The sequence below is a fragment of the Granulicella tundricola MP5ACTX9 genome (genome assembly GCF_000178975.2).
In the GTDB taxonomy this organism is placed as follows: Bacteria; Acidobacteriota; Terriglobia; order Terriglobales; family Acidobacteriaceae; genus Edaphobacter; species Edaphobacter tundricola.
In genome coordinates, this window is sequence record NC_015064.1 from 2,384,019 (window position 1) to 2,407,428 (window position 23,410).

Consider the following 23,410-nt stretch of genomic DNA (forward strand, 5'->3'; position numbering starts at 1 on the left):
TGCCCCATCACCGCAATCTCACTGCCCCATCACTGTCTTTACTTCTTCTTCAACACCGCATGATTCTGCTCATCGTTCTCAATCGCCAGCGCCAGCTTCTGCAGGTCGCCATACCGGTCCGCAGGCAGCGATACCTGCTTCACCGTGTACGTCCTGCTGTAGTGCAGCGTCTTGCCCGTAAGCTGGCTCGAGCTCTCATAAGAAGCGAACCCCATATCCAGCTTCACCGGCTCCGGCAGCTCATCCACCGCAAACCCATCCGGCAGCTCGATCGTAAAATCGTCATGGATCAGCCGCGTCCCGCGCAGGTCGATCGGCACCAACCGGACCTTACGATCCACCGGTAACCCCTCAGTCCCCAGCACACGCGGCCGAACCATCAGCAGCGGCCCCATGCTGCGGCTGTACCGACCCGCCGTCAGCTCGTAGCTCGTCGTCAACTCCTTGCTCAACGACGCAGCATTCTCCACCTTCACATCCTCCACATCCACCGTCGTGAAGTCGTGGCTCAGGCTCTCATCCAGGAAGCTCCGCTGCTGCTTCGCATCGGACTCCGTGTAGAGGCTCCGCATCCGCTCAGACACATCCCCATACCGCTTCTCAGTCAAGCTCCCCTTCAGAGTTCCGTCAACCGCCAGTTGAAACGTCCCCGAACGCTTCACGCTGTTCAGCTCCGGGCTCAGCACCGGCAACTCCACAATCTCCGTATCCTTGCCTTCGAACAGCACCCCATACCCGCCCTGCAGGTTGTACTCCAACTGCCCGAATGCCGTCTTGTCCCACGTCGGATCGAAGATCAGGTAGCGCTTCCCAGTCTTCGCCGTGATCACGCTCCGCAGCTTCGCAGACTCATACCCCTTCGGAATCTCGATCGCCGCAATCATGTGATCGCCAAAGATCGAAGGAGCCAGCGGATCGACCACGCCCCTCCGATGATCCACTGCCATCAGCGTCGAATGAACGCCGACGCTTGAAAGCATCGCGGAGAGCAGCGTCGCCTTGTCCTTGCAGTCCCCATACCCGTTGCGGAAGATATCGGCCGCCGGATGCGGCTGCTGCCCGCCAATCCCCATCTCGATCACGAAATAGCGGATCTGGGCCTGCACATAGTCGCCGATGGCCTCGGTCTTGTCATAGAAATCCGTCTTCCCGCTCGTCAGCGCCGCAGCCTTGGCCGCAATCTCCGGCGTCGACAGCACCCGATCCCGCATCAGCGGCTCATACCACTCCCCAATCCCGCGCCACGTCGCCAGCGAATCCGCCGAGGTCCCCACCGGAGCATAATGCACCGTCATCCGGCCCGCCAGCGCCAGTTCGGAGGGATGCATCGGCACCCGGTCCAGGTCGATCCCCGGTGTCGCATTCATCTCCCACCGATAGCGCTGGTGTTCCAGGTCCGCAGCCTTCTGCTGATCGTGGTGCGCCCACACCGTCCCATACGTGTACCCCGGCGGCAACTCCAGCGTAAAGCTCTGATTAGCAACAGGAATCTCCTGCTGGAACATCCACGTCTCTTCATGGAGGTACGGCTCTTTGCGCTGGTCGTACTCATACGCAATCACCCCGCCCGGATCACGCCCCGGCGCACGCACCGCACGCATCTTGATGTCCTCGTACAGGCTCCCCTGTCCCGGATACCCGACATCCACCATCTCGTTATCCTTCACGGCATACTGCTTGCCGTCAGGCGCAATGCTCCAGACGTGCAGCGAAAGAATCTTCGTGTCCTTGTCGTAGGGAATCCACACCACACCCTCGTCCCGCCCATTCGGCCGCAGGATCTTCACCACATGCCGCCGATGCTCCACCCCCTTGCCGTCCGCCCCCACCGTCAGGGTCGTATCGTCCAGCAGCACCACTGCGGAGGTCTCTGCAGAATAGGTCGCCATCGGCTTGGCCGCAGCCGCCGCCACCCAATCAGGAACGGAGTCCCTGGAGGCAAATGCGGGAACCGTGCAAAGAGAAAGCGTTGCAACAAGCAAAACTCGGCAGAACAGCTCAGAGGGAAAACTGCAGAGAGACATAGGGCCTTTCACCAGACAGCAAAGACGTACAAAACCGTCAGAAACAGGACGGAAAGAAACAAGGGATTGCAACCTTATACGGTTCGGCCGGTCCATTTGCAACAGAAATCGTTACGCCTCCCGTTCGCCCGTTCCGCCTTGGTTCAAAACAGAAAAACGCCGCGACAGAAGCAGTCGCGGCATCCTCAAAATAAAGTGCGGCTCATGATCGGCCCGGAGCCCCATGTCCAGACCTAAGCCCCCTGGATGGAAGACTTTAGATCAAAGACCGGGGTAGGGGTTGAGCTCTCGATTCCAGTCTACGGAACCCGCAACGGACGGAAACCCTCAACCGGAAACAGCCCCGTCGGATAGTCGTCCGCGCCATACTGCGGACGGAACAGGTACCGCACAAAGAAGCCCCCGGTCACCGTGTTGTAGTCATTCGTATTGTTCGCGGAAAGGAAGCCGCCGCCGAACCAATGCTCGGAGATCTTGTACGCCCCCTCAGCATTGATCGAGTAGTTGCCGCCCGTGTTGCTGTTCTGCGGGATGATGCAACCGGTACGCGTCGTCAGTTGCCCAAGCGTGCAGGTCAGCGCATTCTGGAGTGTCTTATCCAGCGGGAAGTAAGGCGCATTGTCCTCCTGGAACGTCTGCACGCCCAGCGAACCCGCGACGGTGTAGTGGAAGTTGCTGCCATACCGTCCTGCCCACGTAATCGGCACCGAAGCCAGGAAGTAAGCATCCGGGCTGAAGTACCCGCCCTGCCCATAAGTCTCGATCCGCTCATTATGCGCATAGTGCATCCCGAACATCGAGGCCCCAATATTCAATCGCCCATACCCCGGGAACGTGTGGGCCAGGAAGTAAGCCCCCATCGACCCCTCAAACGTAGTGTTCTCGAGCACATGCACACCGGTCAGGTCAGCCCCGTCCGCCGTAATGTAAAACCCGGCCTTCTCATTGCCGAAGTCCAGTCGCGCTCCCCCACCGGTCGAGATCACACCGCCCCAGACATTACCCGCGAAGATGGGTGTAGCCGATCCCGGATCGCGCAGACCCGCATACGAAAGCTGCGTCTGCGTCACCGGCGAGCGATCGCCGAAGAGCGTGAAGTGCCGCGTGGGGGCCCAAAGCACACGAGCCGTCACGTTGCGCACCAGGAACTCATACGGGGTGTACCCCACCGCCGCCGCAAACGTCCGCGTCGAAAGCTGAAGCTCTCCGCCCACGCCATTTGCAAACTGCTGCTGCGGCGGATTGACCGCATTGCCCGGCAGTGTGCCCAGCACAGGATTCGTCGTCGTAAAGTTGGCCGTATCCAGCGTGCCCGAGTTCAGGAACACAGCCTTCGGCACAATCGACAGCCGAACGTTATTCCCAATCGTCTGCGTCGCCTCAAAGGTCGCCGTAAGATCGGTCAACCGGTCCACACCCGGAGTTCCGCTCCGATACCGCGCACTCCCGGTCCCGCCCAGCCATCCGCTGTAAGACCCCTCCAGCGTATTCAAGGCAAGCTCAGCCTGCTCCCGTTCGGTAAGCTCCGGCTTCAAGGCTTCACCGTGGTAGTAAGGTCCACGCAGCGGAGGAAGCTCCCGCTCCAGCAGATCTCCGTCAGATGGCGGAACGCCCAGCGGATACCCCGGCCCAATCAACGGATACGGCTGATAGCTCAACGGCTGCCCGATCCCCGGATAGTTCAGCCCCTGGTAAGCAGGCTGCTCAGCCGGTGGCGCAGCCTTAGCTGCGGTGGTTGCCGGCCGGCGACGTCCATGAAGTCTGCCCCGATAGACCTCCGTACCAGCCGTGTTCGGCTGAGGATACTGCTGTCCGTCGCTCCCACCCGTCTGCTGCGGAAACTGTCCGCCGGCATTCGTAGGCTCAGGATAGGTCAGCTGACGCCCGGAAGTTCCAGGCTGCGCAACCTGATCGCCGCTCGGCTGCCCGTAGTTACCTGCGGGAGGAGGAACACTCTGACCGGTGGCATTCGCCGGAGCCGCCTGCCGTCTCCGTGCATTACGCGTCGTACGTGCGGCCGGAGTCTGGTGCGAGGTCGGCAGTACGTCCGTCACTTGGGGCTGCGAAGTCGTTGCACCCGCAGGCTCGGGAGTTCCAAGCTGCACTGCGGTCGGTGCTGGAGCCTTATAAGGCACATACGGTCCAAACCTCTCGTCTGCCGGAGCGGTGGGCGTCCCTACCTGCTGCTGCACCGGCGGCGCACTCTGTTGAGGCGGCGGTGCCTGAGTCTGAGTCGCCGCGGGAGCCTTATAAGGTACATAGGTCCCGTACCCCTGGTCCCCGGTCGCCGGGGGCGGCTGCATGCCCGTCTGGGTCTGCGTTGTCTGGGTGGACTGCGCCGGCGCGGACTGCTGCTGTGGAACCTCATACGACGCATACCGGAGTACGGGCCGCTGCTCCGCCTCACGCGATATCTGTTGTGGCTGGTACACCGCCGGCATCAAAACCATCTTTGTGGCGCTTTCATTGGACGCGTACTGAATCCTTGGTGTCTCGGTGCCGTCCATCGGCACAGGTGCTTCGGAAGAGGCCTGCGGAACATAGTCCTTCAGCCTCGGCTTCGATCCGTCAGCCGGCGCAGTCTTCCGCGGAGCCGTCATGTAAGACGGAACGGCAGGACGCCCATTCCCATAGTCGGAAGGAGGCGTGCTCGGCATGCTGGGCGCATCGTCCATACCGCCCAACGGCACCGGCGCGGGCCCGGACAGATTGCCGTACCCCGGCAGGTAAGGAGCCGTATCGACCGCCCCACCCCCCTGCGACACATTCTGATCTGTCCCATTGGGAGCCAGCAGCCCGGCCAGATCCTGCGAGTTCGGATTCGGCAGCCCGACCGCCGCAATCGGCACCGGCCGGCTCAGTTCAGTCGCAAGCTCAGCACCCGGGTCCACCGCCGGCATCGCTTCCAGAGAAGCCTTGTAGTAGTCCGCAGCCCGATTCGTGTCGCCGCGAGCCTCTTCAAACTTAGCCGCCAGCACAAGGATGTGCGAGTCCGTCGGATACAAGTTCAGCGCGAACCGCAGCCACTTCTCCGCATTGCCCAGATCCTGCGCCGCCAGCGCCGCGCCAATCGCAGCCTGGTAGTCCGCGGAAGACGCATTGTTCAGATCCTGCGCCTTCCAGATCATCACCGCTTGCTTCGTCATCCCGGCATGCGAGTAGCCGTTCGCCAGAGCCTTGATCACCTCAGGATTGTCTGGGAAGGCACGCGCAGTCGCATTCAGGATCGCCAGCGCACGATGATCGTTGCCCGCCGCAGAAGACTGGTTCGCACGCCGTACCGCCCAGTTCGTCCAGATCGTCTGGACCGTGCGCCGCTGCACCTCGGTCAGATCGTTGCGGTCGCCCAGGACCATCAACTGCCGATACAGCCCGGCATCGTTCATGCCGTTATAAAGCAGCCACGCGTTCTGGATGTCGACATCCGCGGGTGCCAGCGCACGCTGCTCCGCATAGTGATGTTGCACGCGCCGCAGGAAGATCTCGGCATCCTTTGGATCGCCCAGCGCGGTATAGATCGCGCCCACGGTCTGCAGATAGCTGACATCCTGCTCCAGCGTGGCACGGGTCTTCGCCGGAATCTGCCGAACCTCGGACAACGCTTCCTTATCCCGTCCGGACTGGTGCAGGGACGATAGCAACCCATTCCAGGCGGCGAGCCGGTCTGGATTCTCGGTCAGAATCTGGTGGTAGATCGGATAAGCCTGCTGCGGATTGTTCCTCAGCAGATAGATCCCAGCCAGTTGAATCTGGACCGCCACCGAAGGCTTCTGCCCTGCGGCCGTCTCCTGTGCAATCGCGTCTTCCAAAATCTTCTGCGCGACGTCATACCGCTTCTGGCTCTGATAAATCGAAGCCATCGTCGACTCAAACCCCGGGTCTTTGATCGCAACCGCATAGCTAGCCTGCGGAATGCTCTCCAGAGTCCTCAGAGCCTCTTCATCGTGATCCTGTGCGTGCTCGACGCGAACCAGACCTTCCCAGGCCTCGGTATTGTTCGGGTGCTTCGCCAGAACCTGGCGGTAGAGCCCCGCCGCCTGCTGCAGATGATTCGCCTCCTGCAGCAACCCCGCATACTGAATCTGCTCGTCGGCCTCCAACCCTTTTTGATCCACGGAGAACGGAAGATCCAGCGCCGCCTTCAACACGCGCGCAGCATCCCCATCCCGGCCCACCGCCGCATAAGCGGAAGAAAGCTGACGCAGGAACAATGGATCGTGCGAAAGCTCAGCCCGCACCGTCGGCGGCAGATCATGCTCGATCTGCAGAGCCTTCGTCGCATCGCCCAGGCCCATCTCGGCAAGGAACAATCCGCGCCACGCATGAGGAGCCGCAGGGGCCACCTTCACATACTGCACAAAAATCGTAAGAGCAGCAGCTGGCTGCTGTGCCCGCAGCAGCGTTCCGCCCAGGCCTTCCAGAGCCTCCGGACGATTCGGCCACATCACCAGCGCCGCGCGATAGTTCTTCTCGGCGCCCGGCAAATTGCCGTCGTTCAGATCGAGCGCGCCCTCAGCCATCGTGTTCCAGAAGCGCGAAGTCCGCAGCGCCCCTTCGATCCGCGGGTCCTTGGAGCCATCCTGTTGCGCCTGCGAAAAATAAGTGATCGCCCCAGCAAAGTTCGCCTGCGCCATGCGGACATAACCCATGCCTGCAAGCGCGTTCGCTTCTTCAGGATGCTTTGCCAGAATTTCTTTGAACAGCCGCTCGGCCTCAGGCAGATGCTTCTGATTCAGAGCCCGGTAAGCCGACCGATCCTCACGCGTCCGCGTCCGGTCCAGCGCCTGCTCGGCCCGCTGTTCGGGCGTCAAAGGCCGTCCACGGCCACCACCACCGTACTTCGGAGCATCCCGCAGCGCATCGAACAACTGCTCATCGTGATGGCTTGAAAGATAAGCCCGTATCTGTGCCGCGGAGGCAGGATTCTTCGCATCCCAAAGCAGCGACTGTCGCAGCGCATCGACCGCCCCTGGATCATAAGGATGAGCTTCGAGCAACCGCCGCCCTTCAGCGCGCGTCCTCGGGTCATAAGTCAGGATGCGTCCCAGCGCGACCTGATAATGCGTATCCTGCGGATTCTGCGCGACCAGCCGACGCAGCCCTGCAATCGCATCGCCCCGCCGGTCTTCCAGCGCCGACTCGGTCTCATAGTAGCCAACCGCACCCTCGCCCGGAGGAGGATTATTCCCGTAAGCCTGCCGGTAGAGCTCCAGCGACTTTGCATACTCGCCCTGCTCCGCCAGATGTCCGGCCTCGCGCAGAACCGTGTTCTTGTTCTGCTGCGTCTGCATCGACTCAACCTCTGCAATCGCAGGGTCGTTCGGGCTGAGCGAGCGCAGACGAGAAACATAGTTGGCTGAAACCTGGAGATCGCCCTTCAACTTCGCCGCACGCGCCAGTCCAGCCAGCGCCTGCGTGTTGTTGGGGTCGACCAGCAGCACCTGCTGCCAGATCTGCGCCGCCATATCGCTGCGTCCCCGAGCCTCAAAACCATGCGCCCGGTCCAGCAATGATTGTGTAGCAGATTGATTCGCCTGACCAAAGGCGACGGCAGAGATTGGAGCAATCGAGGCAGCGCCAAGTAAAACTACTGGCGCCCAGAAGCGAAATGAGGAAGCACTCTTCATAGGTATATTCATCGAGCCGCAAGGCACCGGAGTTGCAGTATGGATGCTGTTAGCTGTCCTCATGAGAGTACCGTCTTTCGGCCAGCTTGTATCTTTTTTTCTGCACAAATTTAGAGGCTTTGAACCAACTCAGGATCAGCCCCGAATACACTACTTCCACGACACCTTCAAAGCCCCGTCCCGCTCAAAAAGATACCGATGTTCGCTCCATCCGGTTGAGAACAAAGCCAGATTCTGGTCGTAGTACTCCATCGTCCGGCCATAAAGTCCGCTCTCCGGATCCTTGGTCGCCACCAGGCGGTCCGCCTGCGTCTTCGCCGCCGCTTTCGCGCCGATCGAAGAAAGATACGGAATCATCGCCGCGGAGAAGCCCACCGGCGCGTCCGAACGAACCACAGTCCCCTCCGGACTGACCTCAAGCGGAGGTGTAGTCGCAGTTCCAAGATAGCCGCCCATCCCGGACACCCGCCCAAGTAGATTGTGCAAACCCGCGGTTCCCGGCTCCGCAATCCCCAGCCAAAGGTAAACCCGGATCGCGTCATAGCTCCCCGAAGCCTGCGTCTGTTGCGTCCCGGTAGTCGGCTGCGAAGGCGGTGCACTGGGATGTATCCCTGCACTCCCGGCACTCACCCAGTCCATCGCAAATTGATGGCTTATCGCACCACCCGTCACGGCAGGTAGCGTCTTTGCGATTGCCTTCCAAGGTCCGTTCGGCGCACGTTTTGCCAATCCCACCAGCACCGGCGGCGGCATATAACTCGGATTTACCAGCCACGTCTGATCGTCCGGATGAAAGCCCTTCGGCCCCGGCGCCAGCACCGTCCCAAGCTCCGGCACCACCACCACCTCTTCCTTGGCGATGCGTGTCGCCATCAATCGCCCCAGCGTCTCGTAGCGCGGCTCCTTCCACAGCCGTCCAGCCTCCAGCAGCGTATAAGCCATCCAGAGATCGGCATCCGCGGCAGAGTTCGAGTCGATCGTCTTCCACTCACCCGCTGCGTTCTTGCCCCACGACCACGCCGGCAGCCGCAGCGTCAGATCCCCACCCGCCAGGTTCGCCACCGTCCAGTTCAGCAGCTTATCGAACCGTGGCCGGTCGTTATCCACCAGCGAAAAAAACATCGAATACGCCTCGCCCTCGCTGGTCGTCCTGTCCCCAGCCGAGCGGTCGATCACCCGCCCCTGGTCGTCCAGAAATCGCTTCGCATACGCATCCCACAAAGGCCACGGCTTCTGCGCCCTGCAGGCCTGCACACCAGTCAACATCACCGCCAACGCAGCGATGCCGGACAGAGTCTTCCTCTGTCCGGCACCGCTCCAGTTCTTGCTTGAAAACAACGTAAGCACTCCTTGGTCATACGACAGCATTTGCCCGGCAGCCATACGACGATCGTGCCAGCCGATCGTTACTCGCTTCCCTGCAACCGCGTCCTCGCACGCCGCCGAAGCGTCGCACGAATCAGCGCCGCCATCAGGAAGCAGATCACGAGCACCATCAGGATATCGAGCCAGGAGTACTGAGAGAACCAAAGGTTCAGACGAATCCACAGCGAGAGCGAACCCACGCGATAGACGTCGTTGCCGATCCGGTACGAAGAGAACTTCGTTCCATGCAGCACGCTGACCGACTGCGATACATCCGAAGACTGCGAAGTCTTCAGGAAGACCGTCAGGAAGTTCGGCACTACTGTGTGGTCGCGCAGCGCGATCAGCACGACAGACTTGCCGGACCCGGCGGGCCACTCGATGCCCTCGATCAGAGCATCCGGCAATCCGCCAGCAGTCTCCAACTGACCAGACTGGATATGATCCGAGCTCCGCACCTTCCACCACGCATGCTGCAGCGGAGAGAAGAAGCCCTGTGTGTCCTGGATATGCAGACCGCCGCCATCGACGCGCACCGGCAGCAACGGATCGAGCCTTGTCAGAGCCGGTTGATCTTCCACCGTACCCATCACCAGGTAGTCCTTGATGTGGTCGCTCTTCATCCCATCGTTGTTGGTCACGGTCACGTTCAGAACCGGGTATCCGGTCTGTGCGCCAAAGTGTCCCATGAATGTCAGGAACATCTCTACCTCATCCACTGAGGGAGTATCCGGCAGAACTACAGCCGTATCCGCAAGGTCGGCCTTCCGCGTAAACGGATAACCGGCGTTGGCAAAGATCTCTAGGTTCGGCAGAATCGCCCAATGCGGAATGTCTTTGATATCCAGATAGGAGTCCTTCATGATCACGCCCTGAAGGTTCAGCGGCGCCGTATCCTGGCACTTACCCTTCTTCGCAATCTGGAACACAAACCGCATCATCATGGAGTTCGAGAACGGCCGCATATCCCCGATCACCGGGATCGGAACGATCGTCTCCTCCACAGCCGTAGCCTTATCCGTATGCGGCATCGGCGTCGAGCTCACGTAGGCCCCATTCATGTAAACCTGCAGCGAGCTCTCGTTCGCCAGCGGAATCCCGTTATACCGGTATCCCATATGGAAGCCCAGGTTCTGCTGTGCACCATAGAAAAGATCCGGCGGAACCCGCAGGTAAACACCCACCGGCACCGAACCATCTCCTTGCAGCTCGCCGCCATTGGTAATGTCGCCCAGCGTCGTATTCTTCTCCGTGCTCAACCAGCGCGGAGCGTCATCCGGCTTGCGGTCGGCCAGCGACTTCGGATTGAACGACACCCGCTGTTGATCGCTCTCCAGCATGTCATGCTGCAGCACCAGGCCCTCAGCCGCGCTCACCAGGTCGTCCGCGTTATCGCCTGTCAGAATCAGAACCTTTGCGTAAAGGTCATTCGGATTCGTGCGCATCGCAATCGTCGGCCCTGAACTCGAGTTCACGCTCAACGAAGGCGGCAGCTCGGAAGCGCTCTCCCCAATGACGATCGCATTGCCCGCCGGAATCGTGCCCACGCTCACCGGAAACCGCACCGGATGATCGTTGGTCAGGATGCCGAAGTAGGAAGCCACGATACCGGCCGCACGCAGCGCCTTCGGAGAAGGCTGGCTGAGAAACACAATCGGAATGCTCGGATGAAGGTTGACCGCCGCATCATAGAACGGCAGCGGCAGAAGCTTCAGATCGTTGGACAGTGGAAGCAGCGCACCCGCCAACTCGATCGTGGAGCTAGCATCCACATGACTCCAAAGCGTCGTATGTGAGGGATCCTCGCACTGAAACGTATAGTGCCCGATAAACTCGAACGTCAGCTCATTGCTGTGAACCAGCATGTCCGCCGGCAGAACCAGATCCGCCTCGAGCAGCGCATTGTTCTCGTTGCGCGTCACGTTCAGCACCTGCTGCTCCGCCACCTTCTGCGAAGGCGTGAGGTCCGAGTTCGGATTGACGTAGTCCGGACGAGTCTTCACCGGCAGCGTCGCGAACAACGTTCCGTTCAAGCTCACATTCAGATGGCTGATGTCAGGAATGAGTCCAGGCGAAAAGTGATAGCGAAGATGCATCTTCGCCGTCTTCACCACCTGCGTCTGCGGCAGGGAAAAGAATACGGAGTGATACGCATCCACGCCGCGCAGCACGATCGTATCCGGCACCCCTACATCAGCAAGCTGAAACGTGTTGTCGAAGGCACCCGGAGCAACTGGCTTGGGAGCCGGTGCGCCTGGCCCAAACGTAGCCGGCCGAGGCACCTCGGCGGTTGCGGATGTGCTGTTCGGCACCCCCATATAACGTGACGACTGGACTTGCGCGGACGCGTGGCGGCCACTGAATCCGGCCAGCAGCGCAAACAGGAGCAAGGGTGCCACATTCGTGGCGAACTTGCCCTTCGGAGTGCTCTTCTTGTTTCTCATCAAACCCCTGATCGTCTGCGAAAGTCCATGGTAAGAAAGCTGGAAGATACGGAGCAGGCTGAACAGCGGACGATCCGCTTCACGCGCCTCACCCCAACCCAGCCACGTATCGGCACGGGAGTAGAGCACCATCGTCAGCGCCTCTTCCTCCTGCAAATTCAACGGATCGAACTGCGCCCGGATACTCCGGCCGTCCGCACTCACAATCGTCCCCGGCAGGCTCGCATCGCCATCCAGCACCGGGAAGATCAACTTCACGGACTCGCCCGGCAATGCCGTAAAGCTGCGGTCTGTCGTCACCATCACGCCGCCGCTCGAAAGATCGGCCGTCACGCCCTGGATGATCGTTCCATCCGCCAGCACCACGTCCGCCGGCACGCTCATCGCCACGCGCACGGTCGAGCGGCGCTGCTGGCTCTCCCATGCAACAGCGGTCGCTACGCCCAGGATCGTGATGTTGAAGAACGTCCAGATCAAGTTCATGATGATCGTTCCAGGATGCGTTCCATCCCAGACCCGTTCCAGGTACGGGATGTGGAAGTAGCGTGGAATCGCCATCAATACACCGAAGACGTTGAAGCCCAGAAGCACCAGGAACGGCAGCGCAATGCGCGAGTCGAAGAAGCTCTTGTTGACCACTCCGCCCTTAGCCGTCACGTTGAAGCTTCCCAGCTTCGGGTTGATCAACGCCAGCATCGTCGGCAGGAAGATGTACGGCGCCAGCACCGTCTCATAGATTTCGTTCCAGAACGAATGCCGATGCTGCCCCTGAATGCGAGAGTTCGTCAGCGACGAAAGCATCAGGTGCGGGAACGCATAAGCCAGGATCGCTGCCCAGTAGCCCGGGACGTTCGTATGGCCGAAGATCAGATAGATCAGCGGAGCCGTCAGGAAGATCAGCCGCGGCAGCGCATACAGAAAGTGCGTCATCGCGTTGAAGTAGCAGAGCCTCTGCCAGATCGTCAGTCCACCCACAAACAGTGGGTTCTCGATCCTCAGGATCTGCACCATTCCACGCGCCCAGCGAATCCGCTGCTTCACATGTCCGCTCAGCCGCTCGGTCGCCAGACCTGCAGCCTGCGGAATGTTGATGTAGGCCGTGTTCCAGCCGTTCATCTGCATCCGCAGCGACGTGTGCGCGTCCTCGGTCACCGTCTCGACCGCGATCCCGCCGATCTCATCCAGTGCCGTCCGCCGCAATACCGCGCACGATCCGCAGAAGAACGTCGCATTCCAGAAGTCGTTGCCGTCCTGCACCACGCCGTAGAACAACTCGCCTTCATTCGGAATCACACGGAACTGATCGAGATTCCGCTCAAACGGGTCAGGCGAATAAAAGTGGTGCGGCGTCTGCAGCATACCCAGCTTGCGATCGCGCAGGAACCAGCCCATCGTCACCTGCATGAAGCTCCGCGTGGGGACGTGGTCGGAGTCGAAGATCGCCACAAACGGCGCATCCAGGCGCTCCAGCGCGCGATTGATATTGCCGGCCTTCGCAAACTTGTTGTCGTCGCGCGTCATGTACCCGACGCCCGCATCCTGCGCGAACTGCCGGAACTCCTCACGCTTGCCGTCGTCCAGGATATAGACGTTCAGTTTGTCGGCAGGCCAGTCGATGTTCATCGCGGCCAGAGCAGTAAAGCGCACCACCGAAAGCGGCTCGTTATACGTCGGGATCAGCAGGTCGACCGCAGGCCAGTTATCCGGGTCCTCGGGCAGCGGCACCGGCGTACGGCGCAGCGGCCAAAGCGTCTGCAGATACCCCAGGAACAGAATGACGAACGCATAGGCCTCCGCGCCCACCAGCAGCCAGATGAAGAACGCGTCCAGCGCCGTCCACTGCGTATTGCCCGGGTCGAGGAAGAACTTGATCACCTGCGACACGCGCCAGAATCCATACCGGAACGTCGCATACATCGAGATCAGCATCAGCGTCAGCGTGATCAGGTACGAGCTTGAACTGCGATCCATCCAGATCGCCAGCAGCACCGTGAGCAGGCCGAGCACGGCCTGCTGTGGCCATGTCAGCTCCAGAACGCCGGTAAAGATCAGAAAGCAGATTCCGCCAAAAAGAATGCAGAAGCGAAGCGCCTTGAGCAGGAAACTATCCCCGGACTCAAACTCTCTCCATAATGGTGACCTGGTCATCGTTCACTCCATCGAGCGTTGCGAAAAGCTTGTGTGGCTGGCGCGGAAACCGACCGCAGCCAATGTGCGACATTCAAATAATCCTTGGCGACCGCGTTATCCTGCGCGTAGTCCACCACCGTCATCCCCTCGGCAAGCGCCTCGCTCACCGCCGGCGAACGCCGGATCACATAAGGCAGCAGCCGATCCCCCAGTTGGCGCCGCAGAACCTCGCGCACATCCAGGTGCAGCGGAAGCGCAGCGTCAAACTGGTTCAGCAGGTAGTACGGCTGGATCGCACGCCCTTCCTGGTCGTTCAACCCATGGAAGAAGCGTTCCACCGCCTGCAGGCTGATAACCGAGTTCATGTCCGGCGCAACCGGCACCAGGATCGTCGGGCTCATCTTGATCAATCTGCGGATCAGCCACGCCGAAGCCGTGTTCAGATCCAGCAGCACCCGGTGCGTCCCGCTCGCGGCCTTGGTGATCTCATCCGCCAGCGCGTCCTGCAAGGTACGGTCACCCGCCGCCTCGTCCACGTCATAGCTCACCAGGTAGATCGGCGCATCCGTGCTTCCGCTTGGGGGCGAGAACGTCCTCACGACACCCGCGCGCAGTTCGCTCGCGCCAAAATAAAACGGCAGCAGCCCATGCGACGTAGTATCCGTCAGCAGAACCTTCTCACCCAACGAAGACAGAGAGCGTCCCAGCGTAGCGACCATGCTCGTCTTACCCACACCTCCGGCCAGCGAGAAGACCGCAAGGAACGGAGTCCGCGTCTCGCGATGACGCTCCGTCCCGTCTTCCTCCACCGGCTCCTGCCCCGGCTCAAACGCATCCTTCAGCCCATACCAGCGTGAAGCCACTCGCTCCCGCGAGTGCTGCAGCGTGTCATCCACGGAAGACGGCACAACGCTTGGCTGCTGGGTCTCAGAGTTCAGCCACGCCGGCGTCACGCCACCCTGGCCAGCCCCATATCCTGCACCCGGCTGAGCCGCACTTCCATAAGCAGGCCGTATCCCGGAAGCGTCATCCGGACGATAGCCCTGCGGACGTCGCCGCCCAGGTGTCTCCGGCGGAAGATAAGGACGGCCAGTAGCATTCGGATTGTTCGGGTCGTCCCCGCGGTATCGATTCGGAAGCACCCGCTCCAACTGCTCGTTCGGCGTATAAAGATCGACCTCCGGTCCCGAACCCTGTTCGCGCATATAAGGATCGCCCCGAAGCCCGGGAACCACCGCCGAAGGCTGCGGTCCAGCCAGCGAGCGCCGCCGCGTATCGGACTCAGCCCAGCGCGCAGCCTGCCGAGCAGCCGAGGCATGTGCCTCCGCAATCTCGCGCTCTTCCCGACGAGCCACCGCCTCCGCAAAGGCAGCCGCTTCAGCCCGCCGCGCAGCCTCAACTCGTTCAGCAGAAGCTCGCCGAGCAGCCTCTTCGGCCGTCAGGATCGCCTGTTCGCGGGGATAGTAGGTCTCGTCGCCCATCGGGTTGTGCGCGGCACGTTCCGCCTCACGCGCAATCTGCTCCGCCTCCGCAGCCGCACGTTCTGCCTCGGCGGCAGCCTGCAACTCCGCATGACGAAGCTCTTCCGCGGCGCGGTGCCGGACCTGCGCGCGATACTCACGCCGCGAAGCCGAAAAATCGCGATACTTCGCACCATGCAGGTTCGCCCACGAGTAAAGAATCGCTACGTCTTCCGGCGTCTCTGCCGCCAGCGGCTCTTCGGGGTTGTCGTTCAGGTACTTCTCCATAAGGTCAGTTCCAGATAATCCAGTCGTCCAAAATCCGTTGATCGAGCGCCCTTGAGCTGCACCTGCCACCTCATCGCACCCTCAAAACGCTGCACAAATCCTTATGCAATGCTCAGAAGCCGCGTGGTGCCAACCCGCCAGTCAATGACTCAGTAAGGCCACTTTAGTGCGCCCCACTGGAATTACCTACAGGAATCTTTGTGGGCGCATCCCAAGTCATCAAATGAGTATCCCCATTTATACTTCGCCCGCCGTCCAAACACACACAAAATTGTGCAAACTTTTCGCGATAAACGGAAGAAAGTTCCCAGCACCTGCAAACCCTTTGCTTCCCGCCCCCTCAAAGCGCCTCCCACTCCCACATCCGCCAATTATGGTATTTTCAAAGAGTGGTATGAGCCTGTAGCTCAGTCGGTAGAGCATCGCCCTTTTAAGGCGTTGGTCCTGGGTTCGAGCCCCAGCGGGCTCACCATCCTCTTCTCATCCCCAAGCAAGTGCCACAAGCCGGCAGGCCTATGCCGTCGGCTTGTCCGGCACTGCCATCACCGCGCAGAAGTCATCCAGAAAACGCCCCGCATAGCTCTCCACCAGGCTCTTCAGCCGCGGCTCTGAGCCCGACTTCAAAATAATCCCCGCATGATGCGTCTTGTGAAGCCGCAGCACGATCTCCGGGTCCGTATACCCGCTCGTATCCGGCGTCTCCTGCTTCGCCAGGCTGATCACGCTGCCCGCATACTCCTTCCGCAGCTCCGGCAGCTTATACTCCTCGCCCTTCGCCAGCGCCACCTCAATCCGAGCCCACTCCACCCACGGATTCACCCCCGTCGCAAACTCCAGAGTCTCGGCAATATAAGCCCCGCCCACCCGGGCCGCCGTCTCCAGGAAATAGAACCTCCCATCCGCGTCCGCCCGAATGAACTCGCTGTGCGTCACCCCTGCGTGCATATGCAGCCCAGCAATCAGGCTCTCGTGAATCTTCAGCAGCCCCTTGCCGTCCTTCGATCCCAGTTCCAGCGTCCGCGTCGTAAACACACCACCCTGGTGCATCGTCTGCATCGGAGGCTTCCCATATTGGAACGGCTGCGCGAACAGAACCTTCCCGCCCCACGTCACACCCTCCACATGGAACACCTCGCCTGAAACGAACCGTTCCATCACATAGTGACTCTGCAGGTCCCCAAGCTCATCCAGCGCCGGCCAAAGCTGGTCCTCATGCTCAATCCGCCTGATCCCGATCGCCGAAGCACTCGTCCTCGGCTTCAGCAGCCATGGCCCCGGCACATTCCGCATGAACGCCCGCAGATCGTCGTAGTTAAACACGCCGGTAAACTCCGGCACCGCGATCCCGGCCTTCTTTGCCTCGGTCCGCATCGCCAGCTTGTCCCGGAAGAACCGCGTCGCCGTCTCCCCCAGCCCCGGCAGCCGCATATGCTCGCGCAGCAGCGCCGCAGCCTCCAAGTCGAACTCATCCAGCGGCACAATCCGGTCGATCCGCCGCGTCCGCGCCAGGTACATCACCGTATTCAGAATCTGTCCCGGCGTCAGGTCCTCCGGCATCGTCAGAAGCTCGTGCAGAATGTCCTTCGGCCAGTCGTCATCCCTCAGCCGATCAACCGTCAGCAGCGTCACCTCGCACCCCAGCGCCGCCGCCTCCCGCAGGAAGGCCTGTCCCTTCACGTAAGTGCTAATGCAGAAGATCGCCGGCTTCCCACTCGTACCGCTGGTCCACTCGCTCATAAACCTCCCAGGAATTCAGTGAATCACCGTTCCTTAAGTCGTCTGATGCTCCTCAGCCGGAGTCGTCAGCTTCCGCACGATGTTCGTCGTGGAAAATCCTTCCACGATCGGCACGATCTCCACCCGGCCGCCCCGTCCGATCACATCCTCATGCCCCACCACCGTCTCAATCGAGTAGTCCCCACCCTTCACCAGAACATCCGGCTTCAACACCTGGATCAGCTCCAGCGGAGTATCTTCTTCAAACAGCACCACCGCATCCACCGACGCCAGCGCAGCCATCACCCTTGCCCGCTCCCGCTCGCCCACAATGGGCCGCGAAGGCCCCTTCAGCCGGCAGATCGAGGCATCCGCATTCAACCCAAGCACCAGCTTCGACCCAAACCGTCTGCACTCTTCCAGCAGCGTGATATGTCCCACATGCAGCAGGTCGAAGCATCCGTTCGTAAATACCACGGTCTCTCCAGCAGCACGCCACTCCGTCACCCGCCGCTGCACCCGCTCCCAATCCAGAATCTTCTCGCCCGAAGTGATCCCGGAACTCGGCGTCAAAGCAGAGATCAGCTCATGCTGCGCAATCGGCACCGTCCCGACCTTGCCCACAACAATACCCGCCGCCAGGTTCGCCAGCTCCACCGCAGTCCGGGTCTGCAAGCCACCCGCCAGAGCCGCAGCCAGCACCGCAATCACCGTATCGCCCGCACCCGAAACGTCATAAACCTCGCGAGCCCGAGCCGGTGAATGGAAGTCCCCCTCAGGCCCCAGCACGGTAATTCCCTTCTCGCTCATCGTCACGGTCAGGAACTTGAAGTCATGCTCCGTCATCTGCACCCGGGCAGCAGCCAGCAACTCCGCAGTCTGGTGTGCCGGCACACCCGTAGCCAGCGACAGTTCATTCAGATTCGGACAAACCGTAGTCGCACCCGAATATTTACTGAAGTCCTTCGTCTTCGGGTCCACCAGCACCGGCACACCCGCCATCCGAGCGGCCCGGATAATCGCCTCGCACACCTTATCCGTCAGCACACCCTTCGCATAGTCGGACAGGATGACCGCATGAACCTTGGTCACCAGCTCCACCGCCCGAGCCTCCAGCCGTTCAGACTCTGCCATCGGAGCCTTATCCCGGCTCTCGATATCCAGCCGCAGAATCTGCTGCGTCTTAGCCATAATCCGAGTCTTTGAAATCGTAGGCAGTGAGCTCGAAACCACACCCACCGTATCGATCTTCGCCGCCTCAAGCAGCTTCACCAGCTCGCCCTGCTCCGCGTCCGCGCCCCAGAACCCCGCCAGCAGCGTCTGGCAGCCCAGCCCTGCCAGATTCATCGCGACGTTCGCCGCGCCTCCCGGCCGCTCATACCGCTGCGCATGTCGCAGCACTGGCACCGGAGCCTCAGGCGAGATCCGTTCCACCTCACCCAAGATGTAACGGTCGAGCATGATATCCCCAACCACAAGGATCTTCAGCTCTCCAAAGCCATGTTCCAACAGTTCGAGGACGGAATGAAGTTCAGGCAGCATTCAGACTGAAGATACCAGAACCACGCCAACCTAGCGCCCTGCCCCCACCCGTTCCCCCAGCACCTCGCGCACCGCCTCCACCACCTCATCCACCCCAATGCTCGTCAGACACCGCTTCTGCTCCACCACGCACCGCTCCAGCCCGCAGCCCATGCAGCTCACCTCGTGATAGATCACCCTGTGCTGCTTGCCGTACGGAAACCACATCCTCGGCAGATTCCGCGCGGAAAAGATCGCCACCACCGGAGCTCCAATCGCCGCCGCCAGGTGCATAGGCCCGGAGTCATGCCCCAGAAACACCTGCGCCTGCGCAAAGCACGCCGCGCTCTCCCGCGGAGAAAGCTTTCCGCACAGGTTGACCACCGGGCTGTCTTCCCCGGCCGACTCCCGCCACCCCTCCGCCACAAACTCGCTTGTCTCGCTCTCGCCCTTCACCCCGGTAAACACCAGCGCATGATCCCGATACTGCCGGCCCATCTCCACCATCAGCGCCCGCCATCGCTCTTTGCCCCAGTCGTTCGCCTGCAGCTTCGTCCCAATGCTGAACATGATCAGCGGCCGTCCCTTCGCCGCCGCCAGCATCTCCCGCCCCCGCGCACGTTCCGCAATCGAGAGTCGCAGATCCCACGCATCCGCCCGGTCGATCTCCGCGTCCCCCAGCTCACTGATATTCCGCACCAGCCGTTCGCACTCCGGCTCATACCCCAGCTCATCCCCTAGCCACGTATTTCTCTGCGCCACATCCGTCAAAGGCACGCCAACCTGCCGCGGGATCCCGCACACCTTGAAAAACAGCGAGTCCCTCTTTGCCACGCTCACGCCCCGAGCAGCTGCCAGGTACACCAGCACCTGCGGTCGCCAGCGGATCAATTCAAACCACAGCCTCAGCAGAGCAAACGGGTTCCGCATCCCCACCGTGTAGCGAAAATACCCAGCCACCAGCCCGCTCTTGCCCAGCACGGCAGCCGCCGCAGGAGCCTTATCGTTGATTGGAAAGTTCGTCAGCAGCTTGCGTTCCGCACCCGGAAACGCGCGTGCGATCAGGTGCAGCGCAGGCAGCGCCACCACGGTATCCCCCAGACTTCCCAGCCGGTAGATCAGAACCCGTTTTACCCGTTTCGCCATTCCCCCCATTCTCCAGCCTCACGCCTCGCCCTGCAACCTATACTCAATCCCCTTCGCAACAACGTCTCGCATTTGATACGCTCATCCAACAACTCGCCCCCATGCACACTCCCTCCTCAACTCCCTTCGTCGACGCCGCCCTCATCACTCGCATGCACGACGAGGCCACAGCTCTCTGGCACACCACCTTGCCGGACCTCGCCCCTGACCCCGCCAGCCTCCTCCACCAGGTCCGCGCCCATCACCGCGCCAACTACGACCTCTGGCACCAGGAGGACGAAGCTCGCAACCCCTCAGCCACCGACTCCATCATCGCCACCGTCAAGCACGCCATCGACCGCCTCAACCAGCTCCGCAACGATACCGTCGAGCAGATGGACGTGCGCCTCCTCGCCGAGGCCAGCCCCCAGAATGAGGACGCCCCCCTCCACTCGGAGACCCCCGGCCTTATCATCGACCGCCTCTCCATCCTCGCCCTCAAGCAGTACCACACCGCCGAGGAGTCCCAGCGCCCCTCGGCAACCGAGCAGCATCGCCTCCGCAACCTCGCCCGCCTCCACGTCATCCGCCAGCAGCGCAACGACCTCGCACTCTGCCTTGACCAGCTCTGGAACGACATCCGCAGCGGCCGCCGCCGCTTCAAACTCTACCGCCAGATGAAGATGTACAACGATCCCGACCTCAACCCGGTCCTCTATCGCAACCCTCGTTGACTCCTCACCCAAGGCACATGCACAGCAGGAGTTGACCTACCGATCCCTTGTGCGTATAAAACCGAGGAGAAGCACACAAAGGTAACCATCGCCGTGAAGATGTTGAACGCCCAAACATCTCGGCCCTTAGGAACGACTATGGCGCAGACAAAACCGATCTCCCAAGCCGCACCCAAGCGAGCTCCCCGCATCATCGCCGGCTCCGCGGCCCCCGCGCACGACGCGGCCCGCGCGCAGACCCTCGTCAACTATGAGGCGGCCCTCCAGCTCATGCAGCAGGGCAAATACGATAAGGCCCACGCCGCCTTTGACAAGATGCTCCTCAACAGCCCAGCCGATCTCGCAGAGCGCATCCGCATGTACATCAACGCCTGCCTGCTTCAGGTCTCCAAGGGCAAGACCACCTTCAGCTCGCACGAAGAAGAATACGATTACGCAATCTCGCTCCTCAACGACGGCCACTACGAAGACGCCCGCACCCACTTCAAAGCCATCCTCAGCCACAACGCAAAAGCCGACTACGTCTTCTACGGCATGGCCGTCCTCGCCAGCATGACCGGCGACTGCAACACCTGCCTCGAGCACCTCACCGAGGCCATCCGCCAGAACCCGCGCAACCGCATCCAGGCCCGCGCCGACTCCGACTTCCAGGACATGGCCGACGACCCCCGCTTCACAGAACTCCTCTACCCGGAAGTATAGAAAAGGAAGCAAGATCATCGGCTCTCGCCGTCGTCTCTTCCATGTACGCTAGGCGGATACCCCACACCGAGACAGCGCTGAAGGAGCCTCACATAACAGACTGGGCCGAAGGCCTAGGTAAAGACACCCAGGAATCCAAGGGCTGAAGGCCCGACACATAACCGTGTCCCCCAACCCAGATCTCACTCCGCCTCAGCCTCTCTCGCCAGCCGCAGCGTATACCGCGTAGCCGAAAAATGCGCCCCCGCCAGCAGCATCAATCCGGACAAAAATGCCCACATCATCAATCCCACTGAAACCTTGAACGGCCCATACACCGACTCAAAATCCAGGTGCGGCAAAGCCAGCACATACAGATACTTCGCCACCTCCCACGAAAGCCCAATCACAATCGCCGTTGGCAACACCGCCATCGCCGGAATCTTCCGATGCGGCAGCACCCAATAGATCAGGAAGAACAGCAGCACACTCATCACCACGGCACAGATCTTCAGCACCCCGCCCGCCAGGAAGTTGAAGAAGATGTTGTCCGTATGCCCAAAGAAGATCCACGTCGTGATCCTCTGCTGCCCGGTCGCCAGCGCCACGGAAGCCATAGCCAGCGCACCAACCGCCGCCGCCAGCCCCAGCGATACCATCTGGTTCTGCAGATAATTCCGGTTCTCCTTCACCCCCCAGACATTGTTCAGCGCCACCTCCAGCGGCAGGAACACCCCCGTAGAAGTGATCAGCAGCATCACCACGGAAAACACCCGGGTCGAGCCATGCGGGTGCACCAGCGACGTCATATTCCGCACGATAAAGTCCTGATTGTTCGGCAGAATCGTCCGCAGCAGATCCCCCACCACCGCCACCATCGCAGGCGAATGAAATACCTTCTGCGCCAGCGTAAGCAGCAGCACGATAAACGGAAACAAAGACAGAATCACATTCGCCGCCACGCTGAACGCATATGTATGCACCTCGGTGCTCGCCATATACATCGCCAGCGCCTTCACCTGAGGCCACGCGCCATCCTCCCGCACGGTAGGCTTCACAGCCTCAATCGGCTTCACCTCCGGCTCAGCTTCACTCTTCTTTACGTCCTCAGACAACATCCACGCCCTCTGCCTCGATGCTAGCAGCCCCAACCGCCTCAAAGCCCACCCCGCACTCTCCGCCAGCACCGCATCCTCACCACCCGCCCACTCCATCAGCTTCGGCACAAACGACTCATCCCCGCTATTCCCCATCGCAATCGCCACATTCCTTTGCACCCTATGCCGCTTCGTCCGCTCCAGCGGACTCCCCTTGAACCACCTCCGAAATTCGTCTGCGCTCATCCCCCCGAGCCAATCAAGCGAAGGATTCACCAACTCGCCCCGAGCCCGAAACCCCACATGATCCCCCACCGGGGCCTTCCGATTCCACGGACAAACATCCTGGCAGATATCGCACCCAAACACCTGCCGCCCCATCTTCTCCCGCAATTCCTCCGCAATCGCTCCCTTCTTCTCAATTGTCAGATAAGCGATACACAGAGAAGCATCCATCTCTCGCGACGCAACCAGCGCTCCCGTAGGACAAGCCTCAATACATCGAGTACAACTCCCACACCGATCCGCCGCCACCAAAGCAGCAGCCTCCGTCTCCACCTCCAGCGAGCAAACAATCACCCCCAGCAGCAGCCAGCTCCCCACCCCCTGATTGATCACACATGTATTCTTCCCTACCCATCCCACCCCCGCCCGAGCCGCAAAGTCCCTCTCCAGCAACGGCCCCGTATCCACATAGCACTTCGTCTGAAGCGTCTCACTGGAAACCCGCGCAACCAACCCCGCCTCGACCACCTTCAGCCGCCTCATCAGATCATCGTGATAATCGACCGGCTCCCCGTCCTCCCCGCCACTCCACGCATACCGCCCAATCCACCCCGCGCCCTTAGCTGCCGCGTCAACAGACAAAGGCCCCTCAGCGTGATAGTTCAAAGCACAAACCACCACGGACCTCACCCAAGGCATAGCCACCCGAGCCGACCGCCTCAACAACTCCCCAGCCTCATCCCTTCGTTTCAGGTACTCCATCTCCCCCGCACGCCCGCCCGCGACCCATTCAGAAAACCTCTCCGCAGTAAGCACTCCCTCACTCTCCCCTGAAGCCGGAGCCCCCGCCACCCCACACAAATCGAACCCCGCCCCCACAGCCGAGCCCCTCACCCACTCCACCAGCTCCGAGCTCCACGCACTCCCCATCCGTAAACGGTAAACTACCTCTATCGCCACCTCACCCAATTCG

General features: G+C 61.0%; 11 protein-coding genes and 1 tRNA gene. 3 read left to right on the forward strand and 9 right to left on the reverse strand.

Annotation, left to right across the window (positions count from 1 at the left end):
• Nucleotides 1-38: 38 nt before the first annotated feature.
• The 5 genes from ACIX9_RS10210 to ACIX9_RS10230 form a co-directional block, all read right to left on the reverse strand.
• The gene (locus ACIX9_RS10210; RefSeq protein ID WP_232298685.1) at nucleotides 39-1,889 is read right to left on the reverse strand and encodes a DUF3857 domain-containing transglutaminase family protein; all 1,851 of its coding nucleotides are present in this window, start codon (nucleotides 1,887-1,889) and stop codon (nucleotides 39-41) included.
• 434 nt (nucleotides 1,890-2,323) lie between these two features.
• Nucleotides 2,324-7,714: a cellulose synthase subunit BcsC-related outer membrane protein gene (locus ACIX9_RS10215; protein WP_083808428.1), complete on the reverse strand. Its 5,391-nt coding sequence runs from the start codon at nucleotides 7,712-7,714 to the stop codon at nucleotides 2,324-2,326.
• A gap of 87 nt (nucleotides 7,715-7,801) precedes the next feature.
• On the reverse strand, nucleotides 7,802-8,998 hold the full coding sequence (gene bcsZ / locus ACIX9_RS10220; RefSeq protein WP_408609728.1) for a cellulose synthase complex periplasmic endoglucanase BcsZ: 1,197 nt from the start codon (nucleotides 8,996-8,998) through the stop codon (nucleotides 7,802-7,804).
• Nucleotides 8,999-9,057: 59 nt separating this feature from the next.
• Nucleotides 9,058-13,608, reverse strand: a complete 4,551-nt coding sequence (gene bcsA, locus ACIX9_RS10225) for a UDP-forming cellulose synthase catalytic subunit (protein ID WP_013580414.1) — start codon at nucleotides 13,606-13,608, stop codon at nucleotides 9,058-9,060.
• Nucleotides 13,605-15,338, reverse strand: coding sequence for a cellulose synthase operon protein YhjQ/BcsQ (locus ACIX9_RS10230; protein ID WP_013580415.1), 1,734 nt, complete (start codon nucleotides 15,336-15,338; stop codon nucleotides 13,605-13,607). Before ACIX9_RS10230 ends, bcsA begins: the two co-directional genes overlap by 4 nt.
• 396 nt (nucleotides 15,339-15,734) lie before the next feature.
• On the opposite strand from ACIX9_RS10230, the gene ACIX9_RS10235 reads away from it, so the two are divergent.
• Nucleotides 15,735-15,810, forward strand: a tRNA-Lys gene (locus ACIX9_RS10235).
• Nucleotides 15,811-15,851: 41 nt separating this feature from the next.
• On the opposite strand, the gene ACIX9_RS10240 is transcribed toward ACIX9_RS10235, so the two are convergent.
• From ACIX9_RS10240 to ACIX9_RS10250, 3 genes are read right to left on the reverse strand one after another with little or no spacing between them, the layout of a single operon-like run.
• A complete protein-coding gene (locus tag ACIX9_RS10240; RefSeq protein ID WP_013580416.1) occupies nucleotides 15,852-17,075 on the reverse strand; it encodes an ATPase in 1,224 nt (407 codons plus the stop codon).
• 33 nt (nucleotides 17,076-17,108) lie between these two features.
• Nucleotides 17,109-18,596, reverse strand: a complete 1,488-nt coding sequence (hldE, locus tag ACIX9_RS10245; RefSeq protein WP_013580417.1) for a bifunctional D-glycero-beta-D-manno-heptose-7-phosphate kinase/D-glycero-beta-D-manno-heptose 1-phosphate adenylyltransferase HldE — start codon at nucleotides 18,594-18,596, stop codon at nucleotides 17,109-17,111.
• 30 nt (nucleotides 18,597-18,626) lie between these two features.
• Nucleotides 18,627-19,721, reverse strand: coding sequence for a glycosyltransferase family 9 protein (locus tag ACIX9_RS10250; RefSeq protein ID WP_157477463.1), 1,095 nt, complete (start codon nucleotides 19,719-19,721; stop codon nucleotides 18,627-18,629).
• Between the two features lie 101 nt (nucleotides 19,722-19,822).
• Here ACIX9_RS10250 and ACIX9_RS10255 point away from each other — a divergent pair, with 101 nt between their 5' ends.
• Nucleotides 19,823-20,434, forward strand: coding sequence for a DUF4254 domain-containing protein (locus ACIX9_RS10255; RefSeq protein ID WP_013580419.1), 612 nt, complete (start codon nucleotides 19,823-19,825; stop codon nucleotides 20,432-20,434).
• Nucleotides 20,435-20,572: 138 nt separating this feature from the next.
• Nucleotides 20,573-21,136: a tetratricopeptide repeat protein gene (locus ACIX9_RS10260; protein WP_013580420.1), complete on the forward strand. Its 564-nt coding sequence runs from the start codon at nucleotides 20,573-20,575 to the stop codon at nucleotides 21,134-21,136.
• Between the two features lie 182 nt (nucleotides 21,137-21,318).
• Here ACIX9_RS10260 and queG read toward each other — a convergent pair whose 3' ends face one another.
• Nucleotides 21,319-23,397 (reverse strand): tRNA epoxyqueuosine(34) reductase QueG, encoded by a 2,079-nt coding sequence (gene queG / locus ACIX9_RS27530; RefSeq protein WP_332308601.1) that lies wholly within the window; start codon nucleotides 23,395-23,397, stop codon nucleotides 21,319-21,321.
• Nucleotides 23,398-23,410 lie beyond the last annotated feature (13 nt).

What these genes read in the sequence shown, in the direction of transcription:
- ACIX9_RS10210 (WP_232298685.1), bottom strand. Translation starts at nt 1,889, where the DNA reads ATGGCGACCTATTCTGCAGAGACCTCCGCAGTGGTGCTGCTGGACGAT.
- ACIX9_RS10215 (WP_083808428.1), bottom strand. Translation starts at nt 7,714, where the DNA reads ATGAGGACAGCTAACAGCATCCATACTGCAACTCCGGTGCCTTGCGGC.
- bcsA (WP_013580414.1), bottom strand. Translation starts at nt 13,608, where the DNA reads ATGACCAGGTCACCATTATGGAGAGAGTTTGAGTCCGGGGATAGTTTC.
- ACIX9_RS10230 (WP_013580415.1), bottom strand. Translation starts at nt 15,338, where the DNA reads ATGGAGAAGTACCTGAACGACAACCCCGAAGAGCCGCTGGCGGCAGAG.
- ACIX9_RS10240 (WP_013580416.1), bottom strand. Translation starts at nt 17,075, where the DNA reads ATGAGCGAGTGGACCAGCGGTACGAGTGGGAAGCCGGCGATCTTCTGC.
- hldE (WP_013580417.1), bottom strand. Translation starts at nt 18,596, where the DNA reads ATGCTGCCTGAACTTCATTCCGTCCTCGAACTGTTGGAACATGGCTTT.
- ACIX9_RS10250 (WP_157477463.1), bottom strand. Translation starts at nt 19,721, where the DNA reads ATGGCGAAACGGGTAAAACGGGTTCTGATCTACCGGCTGGGAAGTCTG.
- ACIX9_RS10255 (WP_013580419.1), top strand. Translation starts at nt 19,823, where the DNA reads ATGCACACTCCCTCCTCAACTCCCTTCGTCGACGCCGCCCTCATCACT.
- ACIX9_RS10260 (WP_013580420.1), top strand. Translation starts at nt 20,573, where the DNA reads ATGGCGCAGACAAAACCGATCTCCCAAGCCGCACCCAAGCGAGCTCCC.